10 protein-coding genes are annotated in these 13,761 nt (G+C 76.6%); 4 read left to right on the top strand and 6 right to left on the bottom strand.

The features are described from left to right. Positions 1–20: 20 nt before the first annotated feature. Both DNL40_RS00910 and DNL40_RS00905 read right to left on the bottom strand, forming a co-directional pair. A complete protein-coding gene (locus tag DNL40_RS00910) occupies positions 21–3,572 on the bottom strand; it encodes an ATP-dependent helicase (protein ID WP_111249356.1) in 3,552 nt (1,183 codons plus the stop codon). Positions 3,573–3,639: 67 nt separating this feature from the next. Next, positions 3,640–7,143 carry a UrvD/REP family ATP-dependent DNA helicase gene (locus tag DNL40_RS00905; RefSeq protein WP_111249355.1) on the bottom strand — a complete coding sequence of 1,168 codons (3,504 nt, stop codon included), beginning with the start codon at positions 7,141–7,143 and terminating at the stop codon, positions 3,640–3,642. Positions 7,144–7,315: 172 nt separating this feature from the next. On the opposite strand from DNL40_RS00905, the gene DNL40_RS00900 reads away from it, so the two are divergent. After that, the gene (locus tag DNL40_RS00900; protein WP_111249354.1) at positions 7,316–7,540 is read left to right on the top strand and encodes a DUF3107 domain-containing protein; all 225 of its coding nucleotides are present in this window, start codon (positions 7,316–7,318) and stop codon (positions 7,538–7,540) included. 176 nt (positions 7,541–7,716) lie between these two features. Here DNL40_RS00900 and DNL40_RS00895 read toward each other — a convergent pair whose 3' ends face one another. Then, positions 7,717–8,418, bottom strand: a complete 702-nt coding sequence (locus tag DNL40_RS00895) for a ferritin-like fold-containing protein (protein ID WP_111249353.1) — start codon at positions 8,416–8,418, stop codon at positions 7,717–7,719. A 251-nt stretch (positions 8,419–8,669) separates the two neighbouring features. Here DNL40_RS00895 and DNL40_RS00890 point away from each other — a divergent pair, with 251 nt between their 5' ends. Then, positions 8,670–10,358: a DEAD/DEAH box helicase gene (locus DNL40_RS00890; RefSeq protein ID WP_111249352.1), complete on the top strand. Its 1,689-nt coding sequence runs from the start codon at positions 8,670–8,672 to the stop codon at positions 10,356–10,358. Between the two features lie 93 nt (positions 10,359–10,451). Here the strand turns inward: DNL40_RS00890 and DNL40_RS00885 are convergent, their stop codons facing one another. Further along, positions 10,452–10,730, bottom strand: coding sequence for a hypothetical protein (locus DNL40_RS00885; protein ID WP_111249351.1), 279 nt, complete (start codon positions 10,728–10,730; stop codon positions 10,452–10,454). A 138-nt stretch (positions 10,731–10,868) separates the two neighbouring features. On the opposite strand from DNL40_RS00885, the gene DNL40_RS00880 reads away from it, so the two are divergent. Continuing rightward, complete coding sequence (locus tag DNL40_RS00880; RefSeq protein WP_111249865.1) at positions 10,869–11,162, top strand: DUF1905 domain-containing protein; 294 nt, start codon at positions 10,869–10,871, stop codon at positions 11,160–11,162. Between the two features lie 42 nt (positions 11,163–11,204). Here DNL40_RS00880 and DNL40_RS00875 read toward each other — a convergent pair whose 3' ends face one another. Then, positions 11,205–11,840, bottom strand: a complete 636-nt coding sequence (locus DNL40_RS00875; protein ID WP_111249350.1) for a MarC family protein — start codon at positions 11,838–11,840, stop codon at positions 11,205–11,207. Continuing rightward, on the bottom strand, positions 11,837–12,676 hold the full coding sequence (locus DNL40_RS00870) for a PHP domain-containing protein (RefSeq protein WP_111249349.1): 840 nt from the start codon (positions 12,674–12,676) through the stop codon (positions 11,837–11,839). Before DNL40_RS00870 ends, DNL40_RS00875 begins: the two co-directional genes overlap by 4 nt. Positions 12,677–12,905: 229 nt before the next feature. On the opposite strand from DNL40_RS00870, the gene DNL40_RS00865 reads away from it, so the two are divergent. Next, the gene (locus tag DNL40_RS00865; RefSeq protein ID WP_111249348.1) at positions 12,906–13,709 is read left to right on the top strand and encodes an alpha/beta fold hydrolase; all 804 of its coding nucleotides are present in this window, start codon (positions 12,906–12,908) and stop codon (positions 13,707–13,709) included. The last annotated feature ends 52 nt before the right edge of the window (positions 13,710–13,761 follow it).

The raw sequence follows: 13,761 nt of genomic DNA, 5'->3' as shown, positions 1-13,761 counted from the left end.
GAGACGCCGGCCGGGGGGATCTAGGCGGGTGCACGCTCGCCGCGGATCAGGGCCTCCAGCTCCTCCTCGGCCAGCAGCCGTTCGGGCCGCACGGTCTCGCCGGTCGCCACGTAGCAGAACGCGGCCGAGACCTTCTCGAGGGGCAGCCCGCTCCAGCGCGACCATGCCAGCCGGTACACGGCGAGCTGCACCTCGCGCGCCGCACGGGCGGTCGCGTCGGTGGGCGGACGGCCGGTCTTCCAGTCCACGACCACCACGGCGTCGGGTCCACGCTCGGGGTCGGTGAAGACGGCGTCCATGCGGGAACGCGTCATGACACCGGCGAGGGGCGTCTCGACGTCCTGCTCGACGGCCACCGGGGTGCGCCCAGCCCACTCGCTCGCCATGAAACGCTCCTGGAGGGCGTCGAGGTCGGCGTCGTCGGGCAGGTCGCCGTCGTCCGCGCCGGGCAGGTCCTCGACGTCGACGAGCGAGGAGGACGTGAACCACCGTTCCACCCACTCGTGGAACCGGGTGCCTCGCCGGGCGTGGACCGTGGGCTGCGAGGGCACGGGCCTGCGGAGCTGGAGGGCGAACGCGTCGCGGTCCGTCGCGAGCCGCACGAGGCCCGACGCCGAGACGTGGGCGGGCATCTCGACCTCGCCGCCGGTGCGCTCGTCACGCTCGGCCAGCAGCATGCGGGCGAGCTCGACGACGTCGTGGCCCGCCCCGTCGTGCAGCACGTCGGCGGGAGCGGTCAGCTCCCCGGCGGGGACGTCGGGGCGGGCGTGGGCGGCGGCCTCCACCAGGCCGGCGGTCGCGCGCAGCACCTGGCGGGGCGTGGCGGTCTCGACGTCGTCGGCCGCGGGCCAGGTGGCGACCTGCTCGACGTCGTCCCGCGGGTTGGTGGTGTCCGGCTCGGGCGCCGCGGCCCAGCCGTCGGCGCTCACCAGACCGGCCTCGGCGAGCTCGGTGAGGAACGGCGAGACCCTGCGCGGCTTGCTGCCCGTGCCCCACCAGTGGGCGGTGAGCAGCAGCTCGCGCCGGGCCCGGGTGAAGGCCACGTAGGCCAGGCGCCGCTCCTCCGACAGGGCATGCTCCCCGCACGCCGCACGGAACTCGTCGCGGAGCGTCACCAGGTCCTTGGTGTCGGCTGCCGCCTCCCAGCGGAAGGCGGGCAGGTCGTCGGCGTCACCGCGCAGCGGGTACGGCAGCGAACCGGCCTCGGTGAGCCAGCCGCTGTCGGTCCGCTGCCCGTTCGAGGACTCCGCGATGGTGGGGAAGACCCCGTCGACCATCCCGGGCACGGCCACGACGTCCCACTCCAGCCCCTTGGCGGCATGGGCGGTGATGACCTGCACGGCGTCCGGGTCGGGTTCTCGCACCGGCATGTCCAGACCGCGCTCCTGGTTCTGCGCCACGCCCAGCCAGGCGAGGAACGCGCCCAGAGTGGCGATGTCCGCGGACTGCGCGAACGTCGCCGCCACGTCGCGGAACGCGTCGAGGTGCTCCCGGCCGCGCCGGCTCACGCCCTCGGCGTGCTGGGTCAGTGCTGCGACCGCCTCCGCGGTGGCCACCTCGACGTCCAGGCCGAGCGCTCGCTCCGCCTGCACGACGAGCTCGGGCAACGAGAGGTAGGTCAGGCCGCGCAGCCCGCGCAGCACCCGGCCCAGCGCCGTCAGGCGCGCGTGCGCCTCGGCGCTCAGCACCCGCCCGTCGCGGGCGGGACGCCCGGGGGCGGGCAGGTCGTCGAGGGCGTCCACCAGCGAGCGGTGGTCGACGACGTCGCCCTCCACCACCGCGGGATCCTCGTCGGCGTCGACCGGGCGCCCCTCGGCCTCCGCGTCGTCCCCGGTCCGGGCCGCGCCGGCAGCCGCCCGCCGGGGGTCGTCCGCGCGGGCGAGGTCGTGGGCCCAGGACCCGAGAGCGTGCAGGTCCGCGGCGCCCAGGTTGACGCGCGGCCCGGTCAGCAGGCGCAGCAGGGAGTCGCCGCGGGACGGGTCGTGCACCGCCTCCAGCAGCGCGACGACGTCGACCACCTCGGGCGTGGAGAGCAGACCGCCCAGGCCGACCACCTCGACAGGCAGGCCACGCTTGCGCAGCGCCACCTCGACCGCCGGGAACTGGGAACGGGCGCGGCACAGCACGGCCGCCGTGGTGCGGCCGCCCGGGTGGCTGCCCGGGCGCCACCGTGCCGCCACCCACTCGGCCACGACCTCGGCCTCCTCCTCGAGCGTGCTGGCCACCTGCGCGGCCACCACCCCCGTGCCCGCCCCGGGGCGCAGGTCCAGCGGCGGCACCTCGACACGGGCCGTGCCACCGACGTCGGTCGCCCCCCGCAGGGGCGCCGAGGCCACGTTCGCGGCGGCGAGCACCGCGGCGTCGTTGCGCCACGACGTCGACAGGTAGCGCACCCCCGCCGGGACGCCGTCGGCCCGCCGGAACCGCTCGGGGAAGCGGGCCAGGCCCGACGCCGAGGCTCCGCGCCAGCCGTAGATCGACTGGTGCGGGTCGCCCACCGCGGTGACCGCGTGCCCGCCGCCGAACAGCCCGGCCAGCAGCTCCACCTGCGCGTAGGAGGTGTCCTGGTACTCGTCGAGCAGCACCACGCGGAACCGGGAGCGCTCGATGGCCCCGACCTGCGGCACGGTCCGCGCCAGCTCGGCGGCGAACGCGATCTGGTCGCCGAAGTCCAGTGCGTCGGCGGTGCGCTTGCGGCGCCGGTACTCGGCGACGAGATCCAGGAGCCGGCGGCGCTCGGCCACCGCGGCGACCAGCTTCTCGACGTCACCGGTGCGCTTGCGCTGCCGAGGCCCCAGCGGCAGCGCCTCCAGCCGCTCGAGCATCGTGTCGAGCGCCTGGCGGGCCTCGTCCACCCCCACCAGGTGCTCGCCCAGCTCGCCCGAGAGCCCGATCACCGCACCGATCACGCCAGAGACGGCACGGTCGGTGCCCAGGTCCTCGTCCCACGACTCGACGAGCTGCGCCGCCAGCTGCCACTGGTTGGCCTCGCCGAGCAGGCGCGACCCCGGCTCGACACCGAGCCGCAGCCCGTGGTCCGTCACCAGGGAGGCAGCGTACGCGTTGTACGTGGCCACCGTGGGGCGGGCCAGCAGGTCGATCGTCGCGTCGGCGGCGCCGCCGGCACGGCCCCGGGCCCGCGCCAGCTGGGCCAGGCGCGAGGTCACCCGCACCTGCAGCTCACCGGCGGCCTTGCGCGTGAACGTCAGGCCCAGCACCTGCTCCGGCTCCACGAGTCCGTTGGCGATCAGCCACACGACACGGGCAGCCATGGTCTCCGTCTTGCCCGACCCGGCGCCCGCCACCACGAGCGTCGGCTCCAGCGGCGCCTCGATCACCGCGACCTGCTCGTCGGTCGGTTCCGGCCGGCCGACGAGGCGGGCGATCTCCCGCGCCGAGAGCCTGGCACCCTCGGCGTCCTCCGGCAGGCTGCCACCGGTGCCCGCGCCACCGGGTCCGCCGTCCAGCGCCGACCAGTCGTCCAGCCGCGCCCCGCCCTGCGCGGAGACGGGCTCGGACCCGGCGGCGACAGCGCCCAGGTCCAGCCAGAGCTGTTCCTCCTCGCTGCTCATGCTCGTCCTCGCTCCGCTCCGGGTGCGCACGACGAACCACGCGCACCGTGCTGTCCGGCTCGCTCGCTCACGGGATCACGTTCCTTCCCTCGGGCTGCAGCGGGCACGACCGGCGCACCGGGCACATGGGGCACAGGTCGTTGGGGTGGGCGTCGAACCGGGCGGCCGCCATCGCGTCCGCGGCACCCTCGACCAGCGCGCTGGCCCAGCTCGACCCGTCGGGCGCTGGCGACAGGGCGGCCTGCGTCCTGACCGTAGGGCCCACGGTGGGGGTCCCCACGAACACGAGCCGGGCGCCCGCGCTGCGCGTCCCTTCAGGAAGGTCCAGCGCCCCGCCCTCGACGGCGAGCTGGTACGCGCCGAGCTGGGCGTGCTCGGCGACCTTCTCCTTGCTCGGTGCGCTGCGCCCCGTCTTGAGGTCGGCCACCACCACCGATCCGTCACCGGCGTCCTCGACCCGGTCGATCTTGCCGCGCAGGCGGGCCCGCCCCACCTCGAGGTCGAGCTCCGCCTCGACGGCGACCGGGCGGCCCGTCTCCGCGGTGTACTGCGCCAGCCGCTCCACCATGCGCTCGGCCCGCTGCCGCAGCTGCCGGGCAGGCCATCCGTCGGGCAGCGCGAGCTGTGGCCACCGGCGGTCGAGCTCGGCGCGCAGCTCGTGGAGCGAGGCCACCGGGAGATCCTCGGCGATGGCGTGCACGAGCGTCCCGAGCGTCTGGCTCGTGTCCTCCGCCGCGGTGCCGCCCGCGGACTCGAACGCCCACCGCAGCGCGCAGGTGGTCACCGTCTCGACCTTGGACGGCGAGACCGGCACCGTGTCGTCCTCTCCCCACAGCGGCTCCTGGCTCGACGCCCCGGCGACCCCGTACCAGGTGCGCGGGTCCGCCTCCGGGACGCCCGCCGCGGCGAGGTCGGCCAGCAGCACCGCGGCGACGGCGGTCGGGCCGCCGTCCCGCGCTCCCGCCGGCCCGGCGGGGAGCGTCCCGCCCGGCGTCGCGCCGGCACCCGGCGCGCTCAGCCCGCCCGGCCCGCCGGCCACGGCGCGCACGAGCTCGGCACGCGCCGTGGCCACGACGCCGCGCAGGTCGAGCGGGGCACCGACCTCGACCCGTCGCGGGTCGCGGCCGTCCGCGCCGCCGTCCTCTCCCGGGGGCACCACGAGGTCGCAGAAGACGCTCGGCGCCTCTTCCGCGTCCTCGACCGCGGTGACGAGCAGCCGCCGCCGTGCGCGTGACGTCGCCACGGCGAACGCGCGCAGCTCGTCGGCCAGCACCTGCTTGCGGGCCTCCGGTCCCAGACCGTGCGCGTCCTCGGACCGTCCGGACAGCAGCTCCACCAGGGCCTGGGAGCCCAGCAGCGAGTCCCGCAGGCGCAGGTCCGGCCACACGCCGTCCTGCACGCCGGCGACCACCACGAAGTCCCACTCCCGGCCGGCCGCGCCGGCGGGGGTCAGCGCCTCGACCGCGTGCGCGCCCGACGCCGCGGCGGCCAGGGAGTCGGAAGGCAGGTCCTGCGACGAGAGGTAGTCGACGAACGCTGCGACCGGCGCACCCGGCATCCTGTCGACGTACGTCTCGGCCGCACGGAACAGCGCCAGCACGGCATCGAGGTCACGATCGGCCCGGACACCCGCCGGGCCGCCCGCGAGCGCCGCGTCACGCCACCGATCGGCCAGGCCGGTCGCCGCCCACACGGCCCACAGCACCGTCTGTGCCGTGGCGCCAGGCTCGGTCGACGCCGCGCGCCCCGCGGCCAGCACCCGCGCGACCGCCACGGGCCCTCGTCGCACGGCGGACGGCAGCGTCGCGGCCCGCGCGGGGTCGCCGAGCACCTCGACCAGCAGGGCGTCGGAGGAGCGCCCCCCGCCGCTCGCGAGCTCCTCGGCCCGCAGCGCGCGGCGCAGGCGACGCAGCCCGACGGCGTCGAGACCGCCCACCGGGGAGGTGAGCAGGGCCGCGGCCGTGTCCGGGTCGAGCAGCGGGTACGGCTCGGGGCTCGCCGGGGGCTCGCCCCCCGGAGAACGCCGCTCGTCCTCCGAGGAGCGCGCCTCCCTCGCGTCGTCGGTAGCGTCCGGCGCCTGCGGGCCATCGGCGTCATCGGTATCCCCCGGGGATCCCGCCGTCAGCTCGTGGAGCAACGCGTCGAGGCTGCCGGGCGGCGCGGCGGCGCACACGCGCAGCGCCGCGAGCAGCGGTGCGACGGCGGGCTCCTCGCGCAGCGGCACGTCCGAGCCCAGGAGCGCGACGGGCACCGAGGCCGCCACGAGGTCGCGGCGCAGCGACGCGAGCCGGTCTCCGCTGCGTGCGACGACCGCCATGCGCTCCCACGGCGTGCCGTGCAGCAGGTGCTCCACGCGCAGCTCGCGGGCCACGTACGCCGCCTCCTGCGCCGCTCCGGACAGGACGGCCACGGCGACTCCTGCCGGCGGCCCGCCCGCCGACGCCTCGGGCTCCGCGGCCCCGGCCTCCGCCCCGCGCTGGAACGGCGCGCCGACGGTGGGGATCCGGGAGGTCACCTCGCGCGTGACCTGGCGCAGCGCGGCGTGCTGCCGCCACACGGTGCCCAGCACGACGACGTCGGCGCCGAACGCCCCCAGCGCGGCGGGCACCCCGGCCTCCGCGGGGCCAGACGGGCGCGGCGGCGCCGCCGCACGGCCCACGAGCCCCGGCGTCGCCCCGCGGAATCCCTGGACGGCCGAGTCGGGGTCGGCGAGGAGCACGAGCCGGGCCCCCGCGTCGTGCAGCACGTGCAGCAGGCGGGCCGTGGCGACCGTCGCCTCCTGGTAGTCGTCCACGACGACGAGGTCCCACTCCGGCCTGGGGACGCCGGGCACCTCCGCCTCCCACGCGGCCAGCGTCTGGGCCGCCTCGTCGACCACGACCGCCGGGTCGTAGCGGGCTCCCGCGTCGGGCGTTCCGAGCCGCAGCGCCGTGACGTCCAGGTACTCCTCGTAGAGCTGCGCGGCCATGACCCACTCGGGACGGTCGTGCCGGCGCCCCAGCGCGTCGAGCTCCACCGGGCCGACGCCGCGCTCGGCCGCGCGCATCAGCAGGTCGCGCAGCTCCTGGCGCAGGCCGCGCAGGCCGAGGGCGTCCTCCGGGAGGCCGGGCGGCAGCACCAGGGGCGCGCCCTCCCCCTCGAGGTGGCCCGCCAGGAGCTCGGCGAGCACGAGGTCCTGCTCCGGGCCCGACACCAGGGTGGGCACCGCCTCCCCGAGAGCGCCCGCCCGCGTACGGAGCACCGCGAACGCGGCCGAGGCCGCCGTACGCACCATCGGCGCGCCGAGCGTACGGCCCGACGCCGCCGCGACCTGGTCCCGCAGCCGGGCCGCCGAGCGGCGCGACGCCGCCAGCACGAGCACGCGAGCGGGCTCCAGGCCCCAGGTCGTGACCGCCTCGACGGCGACGGTGGCCGCGACGGTCGTGCGGCCGGTGCCCGGCGCGCCCACCACGAGCGTGGCGGGGGCGGACGCCGCCGTCTCCACCGCCGCACGCTGCGACGGGTCGAGCACGACGTCCGCCGCCGCGGCGTGCGCGGGCAGCACGAGGCGTGGTGCGGCGGTCGGGGTCATGGGCACATCCGATCACGGGCCACCGACACCGGTGTCGGCCCTCGGCGAAAAGGGGACCTGCCCGGCGCCGCCGGCACGACGTGCCTGGTTAGGATCGAGGCGGCTTCGGGCCCAGCGCTCCGAGTCCCGGCAAGTCACCCGCGCGGCAGCCCGCGCCTGCGAAGGAGAGAACGTGGAAGTCACGATCGGTGTGCAGAACCTGCCTCGCGAGCTGGCCCTGGAGACGGACCTCACCGCCGACGAGGTCGCCGCAGCCCTGAAGAAGGCCCTGGCCGACGGCGGCATCCTCGAGCTCACGGACACCCGCGGCCGTCGCGTCGTCGTGCCCGCCGCGACGATCGGCTACGTCGAGGTCGGCCCGGAGGAGACCCGGCGCGTGGGCTTCGGCTCGCTCTGACCACGACCGCCCGAAGCGGTCCGCCACCCCGGTGGCGAGGAACGGACGAGGGCCGGTGGCTGCTGCCACCGGCCCTCGTCCGTCTGTCGGCACCGCTCCGTTGCCCCGGCACCGCGCCCAGCACCCGCGCGAGAGCGGCCGTCGACCGCCGCGTCGGCGCCCGACGGGCGCAGGCGTCAGGCCGCCAGGCCCATCCGGTCCATCCGACGCGTGTGCTCGGCCGTCAGCTCGCCCAGCACCCACGCCGTGACGTCCGCGGACGAGCCGACCGCCGCGCCTGCGCCGTCCGTGACGCCGGCCGCCCGGGCCGCCGCACGGGCCAGCTCCCCGAGCGCCGGGCTGCGGCCCAGCAGCTCCTGGGCGAGCGACAGGGACTCGCCCACCACGCGCCGTCCCCACAGGGCGAGCCGCGAGGCGAGGACCGGGTCCGCCGCGGCGGCGGACCGCACCAGCGTCGTCGCCGAGTCGTCCTCGTGCTCCTCGTCCGCGAGCGCCGGCAGGACGGCGTCCGCACCGCCCGGCGACAGGCCGCGGGCCAGCAGGCGGCACAGGTCGCCCGAGACGCCGTGGCCGACGACGCCCGTCAGCAGGCCCTCCCACCAGGTCGAGGCCGGCGTGCGCTGCTCGAACGCGTCCAGCAGGCCGTCGAAGGGGGACATCAGCGCCACGGCGTCGGCCCCGCGCGCCTCGCCCAGCGCGAGCAGGTCCTCCTGGTGCCGCACCACCCGGCCGGCGATGCGGGCCAGGCGCTGGGCGCCGTCGAGGTCGGGGGCGCCGGCCGCCTGCGCCGCGAGCAGCGAGAACGTGCGCAGCCGGAGGTACGCGGCCAGGCCGACCAGGTCGAGGACGTGCTCGTCGGCAGGGGTCGGCTCGCTCATCGGGCCAGGATACGGGCGCGGGAGGCGCCGTCGCGTAGACTGGGTGCGTACCACGGTTGCCCGGTCGTCCCGTGCAGATCTTCCGCGACGGCCCGCGGAGACCCGGTTCCGGCCGGGATCCCGCGGCGTCGCGACGTCCTTCCGCGATCGGCTGCCGTCCACCCGGTGCAGCGCGCCGGTGGCAGCGCCTGCGGGCCTCCCGGCCCCGGCCTCCCAGGTCGCGCCGCGCCGACTACAGACCGAAGGCACTTGTGACCACCACAGAGAACACCGTCCCCGACGGCGCGCAGGTCGTCGACCCGGGCGCCGCCGACGCCGCGGCGGGCAGCACCGTCTCCTCCATCCAGGCCCAGGACGTCTCGTTCGCCGACTTCGGGGTGCGCCCCGAGATCGTCGAGGCGCTGGCCGAGGTGGGCATCACGCACCCGTTCCCCATCCAGGCGATGACCCTGCCGGTCGCGCTGCAGGGCCACGACATCATCGGCCAGGCCAAGACCGGCACCGGCAAGACGCTGGGCTTCGGCGTCCCGCTGCTGCACCGTGTCGTCGCCCCGGGCGAGCCCGGGTACGACGAGCTGCCCGCCCCGGGCAAGCCGCAGGCCATCGTCGTCGCACCGACGCGCGAGCTGGCCGTCCAGGTCGCCAACGACCTCGCCAACGCCTCGCGCAAGCGCAGCGTGCGCATCGTGCAGATCTACGGCGGCCGCGCGTACGAGCCGCAGATCGAGGCCCTCGAGAAGGGCGTCGAGGTCGTCGTCGGCACGCCGGGCCGCATGGTGGACCTGCTCAACCAGGGCCACCTCAACCTGACGCGCGCGCAGACCGTGGTGCTGGACGAGGCGGACGAGATGCTGGACCTCGGGTTCCTGCCCGACGTCGAGCGGATCCTGTCCCGCACCCCGGCCAAGCGGCACACCATGCTGTTCTCGGCCACCATGCCGGGCCCGGTCGTGTCGATGGCGCGCCGCTACATGTCGCAGCCCACGCACATCCGTGCCGCGGACCCGGACGACGGCGGCGCGACCGTCAAGAACACGCGCCAGGTCGTCTACCGCGCGCACGCGCTGGACAAGGTCGAGGTCCTGGCCCGCATCCTCCAGGCGGACGGCCGCGGCCGCACGATCGTGTTCGCGCGCACCAAGCGCACCGCCGCCAAGGTGTCCGACGAGCTGCGCGAGCGCGGGTTCGCCGCGGGCGCCATCCACGGCGACCTGGGCCAGGGCGCCCGCGAGCAGGCGCTGCGCGCCTTCCGCAACGGCCACATCGACGTGCTGGTGGCCACGGACGTGGCCGCGCGCGGCATCGACGTCGAGGACGTCACGCACGTGGTGAACTACCAGTGCCCCGAGGACGAGCGCACGTACCTGCACCGCATCGGCCGTACGGGCCGCGCGGGCAACAAGGGCACCGCCGTCACGTTCGTGGACTGGGACGACGTGCCGCGCTGGCAGCTCATCGACCGGACGCTCGACCTCGGCTTCGCCGAGCCCGTCGAGACGTACTCCTCCTCGCCGCACCTGTTCTCCGACCTCGGCATCCCCGAGGGCACCAAGGGCCGGCTGCCCAAGGAGAAGCGCAAGCTGGGCGGCCTGGAGGCCGAGGAGCTCGAGGACCTCGGCGAGACCGGCAAGCGGCACACGCCGCGCCAGGGCTCCGAGGGCGGCTCGCGCTCCGGGTCCCGCGAGGGCTCCCGCGACGGCGGCGGCTCGCGGGGCGGCCGTGGTGGCCGTCCTCGCTCCGGTGGTGGCGAGCGCCGCCGCAACGAGGGCACCTCGGCCGACGCGGGCGCGACGGCGGCCGGCGGCGCGGGCGGCGCGAGCGCGGCCGGCGGCGCGGGTGAGGGGGGCGACGGCGAGCGCCGTCGTCGGCCCCGCAACCGCCGCCGCACGCGCGGGGGCAAGCCTGCGGGCGGGCCGCAGCAGACCTCCACGGAGGGCTGACGCCCGCCCAGGACGACACCGAAGGGCCCGGGCCCGGCAGCACTGCTGCCGGGCCCGGGCCCTTCGCTCACGGGTGCCGGGCGCCTTCCCCGCTCACGGGCGGGGGCGCTGCTGGGGCACCCGCCCCTCGCCGTGGTGGACGTCGAGGTCGCGCACCTCGTCGCGCCCACCGGGCCCGTCGGCCACCAGGTCGAGGAGCCGGGCCCGGATCTTGCTCCGCAGCGCGGTCGCCCCGAGCCAGAGCAGCACCCCGAGGGCTGCGGCCCAGCCCACCTGCACCGCGGCCGAGAGCGCGTCGGGCAGGTCGAAGACGAACAGCACCAGGGTGAGCAGGACGAGCGCGACAGCACAGACGGCAGGGGTGGACCTCATGGGCCACAACCTAGAGGCATGCGGTGGCGCGACCGCGCCATCGGCACCATCCCGCCACGGTCCCTCCTCGGGCCCGCGACGCACGGCCACGAGAGCCGGGCCGAGCGCCCCGCCCCGAGGCCCGGTTACCGTTGCCGGGTGCGCCTGGAGTTCACCGCCCCGCTCTGGCAGTGGTCCGCCCGCCGTGAGGCGTGGTGGTTCGTGACCGTGCCTCCCGAGCTGTCCGACGAGCTCGCCGAGCTCCCCCTGCCGCCGCGCGGGTTCGGCTCGATCAAGGTGACCGCGACGATCGGGGGCACGCGCTGGTCCACGTCGGTGTTCCCCAGCGACGAGCAGGGCGGCTACGTGCTGCCGGTCAAGCGCGCCGTCCGCGCCGCCGAGCAGATCCCCGACGGCGGCACGGTCGGCGTCGTCCTCGAACCGGTCCGCTAGGCGCTGCGCACCACTCCCCCGTGCCCCGGCCGAGCCGGCCCCTCAGGCGGCGCGGACGAACTCCGTGACGGCGGTGGCGATCATCTGCACGGCGATCGCCGCCAGCAGCAGACCGGCGATGCGCGTCACCAGCGTGACGCCCGAGTCGCGCAGCACGCGCTGGATGACGTTGGCGAACCGCATCGCCAGGTAGGTGCACACGTGGACCGCGACGATGGCCACGGCGATGGCGACCCAGTGCGCCACGGCGCTGTCGCCGTCGGCCACCTTCTGCTGCACGAACACCATCGTGGCCACGATGACGCCCGGCCCCGCGAGCAGCGGGGTGCCCAGCGGCACGAGCGCCACGTTGACCGACCCGCCCTTGGCCGGCTCAGGCTCCTCCATCTTGCCGGTGAGCAGCTCCATGGCCACGAACAGCAGCAGCAGGCCGCCCGACGCCTGCAGGGCCGGCAGCGAGATGCCCATGTAGTGCAGCACCTGCTGCCCGAACACCGCGAACACCACGATGACGCCGAACGCCACGAGGATCGCCTGCCGGGCAGCCCGGTTGCGCTGCTTGGGGGTCATGCGCGAGGTCAGGGCCAGGAACACCGGCACGGTGCCGGGCGGGTCCATGATCACGAAGAGGGTCACGAAGACCTCGGTGAAGAGGACGACGTTGATCACGTCGCTCATGGGCGGATCACGTCCAGCAACCCCTGCTCCTCGATCTGCGCCAGCACGTGCGGCGCGGTGGTGTTCTCTCCGAGACGGTTCGGCTTGCCCGCCCCGTGGTAGTCGCTCGACCCGGTGACCAGCAGCCCCAGGGACCGGGTCACCTGCCGCAGCCGGGCCCGCGTGGCCTCGTCGTGGTCGCGGTGGTCCACCTCGAGCCCGGCCAGCCCCGCGGCGGCCAGCTCCTCGATGGTGGCCTCGGTGACTACGCGCCCCCGCTGCGCCGCGCCCGGGTGGGCGAGCACCGGCACACCGCCCGCAGCCCGGACGGCGCGCACGGCGCTGACGGCGTCGGGCGCGTGGTGCGGCACGTAGTAGCGGGTGCCCGGCCGCAGCACGGTGGCGAACGCCTCGTCCCGGTCGGCCACCACCCCGGCGGCCACGAGGGCGTCGGCCAGGTGCGGCCGCCCCACGGTGGCGCCAGGGCCCGTCTGCGCCAGGACGTCCTCCCAGGTGATCGGGTAGTCCTGCGCGAGGAGGGCGGCCATGCGCTCGAGCCGCCCGCGCCGCGCGGTGCGCGTGCGCTCCAGCTCCGCGAGCAGCGCCGGGTGCGTGGGGTCGTGCAGGTAGGCCAGCAGGTGGACGCTCACGTGGTCCGCGGTGGCCGAGATCTCGGCACCGCGCACCAGGGCGACCCCCACGCGTGCGGCGGCGGCGGCAGCCTCGTCCCAGCCCGCCGCCGTGTCGTGGTCGGTGAGGCCGACGACGGCGAGGCCCGCCGCCGCGGCGTCCTCCACGACCTGCGCCGGCGTGCCCGTACCGTCGGACGCCGTCGAGTGCGTGTGGAGGTCGATCACGGACCAAGGATAGGGACGCGCCGGTGCAGGTCCAGGCCGCCACGAGCGGCGGACGACGCACGTCACAGCACCGCCACCGCCCGACGGCCGTCCGGCAGCCGTTCCACGCCAGTTCGACGATGCGGTCCCGAGCGCCCCGCCCGGCGTGAAGACGGTCCGCACGACCGCTTCACCGATCCTGCGGCGCCCCTCCCGCGCGCCGCCGCGCCGCACGGCGCACCATCGAGAGATGAGCTCCTCCCCCACGCCCCCCGCCGTGGTGCTCGTGCACGGGATGCGGACGTCGTCGGCGATCTGGGCACCGCAGCTGCGCTACCTGCACGACGCCGGCCACGACGCCGTCGCCGTGGACCTGCCCGCCCACGGCGCGCGCCACGAGGACCGCTTCACCCTGCCTGCCGCGTTCGACGTCGTCGACGACGCGGTCCGCTCGTTCGGCCCCGGTCGCCCGGTCGCCCTGGTGGGCCTGAGCCTCGGCGGCTACACCAGCCTCGCGTACGCGGCGCGCGAGGCGTCGCGCGCCGGCACGTCGTCGTCCCGGCTCGTGGGCGTGGTGGCCGCCGCCTGCTGCTCCGACCCGCGCGGCAAGCCCGTGGCGCTGTTCCGCGACGTCGCGCACGCCACCGTCGGAGGTCTGGGCGCCGCACGCCGCGGCACCCGGGCCGCCCTGGCACGCCTGCGGGCAGGTGCGCTCGGCGGACGCTCCCGCGCCCCCGGCACCGACGTCCCCGCCATCGCCGGGGACACCACCGCCCCCGAGACGTTCCGGCCCGGCTGGCAGGTCGTCACCGACGCCCTCACACAGCTCGCAGGCCGTTCCTCCGTGGCCGACCTGCGTGCGGCACGCGTCCCCGTGTGGCTCGTCAACGGGGCCCGCGACCGGCTCCGGCTCGAGGAGCAGCGGCACCTGGCCGCCGCGGCCGACGGCACCCTCGTCGTCGTGCCCGGCGCCGGCCACGACGTCAACAGCCACGCCCCCGAGGCGTTCAACCGGGTGCTCTCCCAGGCCCTGCGCGACTTCGGCCGGGGCTGACCCGGCCGGGCGGTACGCCGGTCGTCGCGGCCGGGGCCTCCCGCAGGCACGG

It is taken from the genome of Xylanimonas oleitrophica (genome assembly GCF_003244315.1).
Taxonomy (GTDB): Bacteria; Actinomycetota; Actinomycetes; order Actinomycetales; family Cellulomonadaceae; genus Xylanimonas_A; species Xylanimonas_A oleitrophica.
The sequence above is the reverse complement of the archived record's forward strand: the minus strand, read 5'-3'. Positions and strand labels throughout refer to the sequence as shown.